This window comes from Ferdinandcohnia sp. SAFN-114 (assembly GCF_059415045.1).
Genome location: NZ_JBPFDQ010000203.1, coordinates 1 through 1,274 on the forward strand (window position 1 = coordinate 1; position 1,274 = coordinate 1,274).

Consider the following 1,274-nt stretch of genomic DNA (forward strand, 5'->3'; position numbering starts at 1 on the left):
TTGACTATCTAAGTCCCATTGAATTTAAAAAGATACACCCTAAAAAAAGTGTCTAGTTTAGTGTTGACATACCATATTCTACCAAGAGGTTATTTTTATTCTCAAATCTCATTTTCATCCATTACAGGAATGCTGCCCCGTTACTTCAATAAAAAGTTCGTCACTTTCTTCTTGGTTTTGAACCAGTTGTTAAGGTGATTGATTTCTGCCTCTTTTTCTTCTACCAATTAAAATACCACCTAAAAAAAACGCCCACCCCATTAGATAAATAATAACTTTACCTTTATAATCTATGTCATCATTAGTCAACCCAAGCAATAAAGCACCAATAATTATTAATGGAATAGCAATTAAAAATCTCAAATTATTTAATTCTCCTTTATAAATGATTTATACATACTTATTGAGCAAGCCTGCACCATTAGTAGAAAAAAATCGACAAAAATAAGCGATAATCCTCTCTTGGATTACCGCACCCCGTTATCAAAGTAACATTTATTTTAACCTTTTCGTTTTATAGCCTCACTTGTGAAGCCTATTATACAAATTAAAATTACAAAAGGAATAACAATCGGTATTGCGGAACCAAGGAATTCCAAATCCAGTCCTCCTATCCACATATTCACCAAACTCGTATGTTTCATCTTTAGTGGGAATCTTTCCCTTGTGTAAAACACTATTTCTAAATTTGTTTTGTTTATCATCAAAAATAAGTGGAGCTTCTTTGAAATGATTTATAAACATCGAAGAAAAAGCTCCTAATTGTCTTTCTGAAAAATTTTTTAATTGTTTTTTCCATAGTTCTACATATTTCTCTTCACCTATACCATTTAAGTACCAAATAAATTTAATCGTCCATTCTCTAAACCTCTCTACTGATGCAATAAAACATCCCACTGCTTCGAAGTAATAGCCATCCAATAAAGCATTTGCAGCCATTTGAAATAATATTTGATACTTATCATAAGCAGATATTGCTGTTGTCTCGTGTCCTTTATAACAAGTAAAATTATAAACGCCTTCTTCATTTACCGGGACTTTATAGAATTGCAAATCTTGAGGGTCAGGTGGATTTTGACTTAATCTAATACATTGACTGCAAGTAATATATATATTCAATTTTTCTCCCCCTCCATATTTATGCATTTAATCCTACCATAATATCAATAGATTTAAGACTAACCCCTTCTTACTAACCTCCCTCAATGAAGAAAGCGAAATCTGCCGATTTCTCTCGTTTTCTTAGATTTTCATATTAGCTTGTTTTTAATAAT

Annotated in this window: 2 protein-coding genes; both read right to left on the reverse strand. The window is 31.4% G+C overall.

The features are described from left to right. Nucleotides 1-189: 189 nt before the first annotated feature. Complete coding sequence (locus ACR65M_RS26915; protein WP_440274945.1) at nucleotides 190-363, reverse strand: hypothetical protein; 174 nt, start codon at nucleotides 361-363, stop codon at nucleotides 190-192. 159 nt (nucleotides 364-522) lie between these two features. Then, entirely contained in the window at nucleotides 523-1,119 is a 597-nt protein-coding gene (locus tag ACR65M_RS26920) for a hypothetical protein (RefSeq protein WP_440274946.1), read from the reverse strand. Between the last annotated feature and the right edge of the window lie 155 nt (nucleotides 1,120-1,274).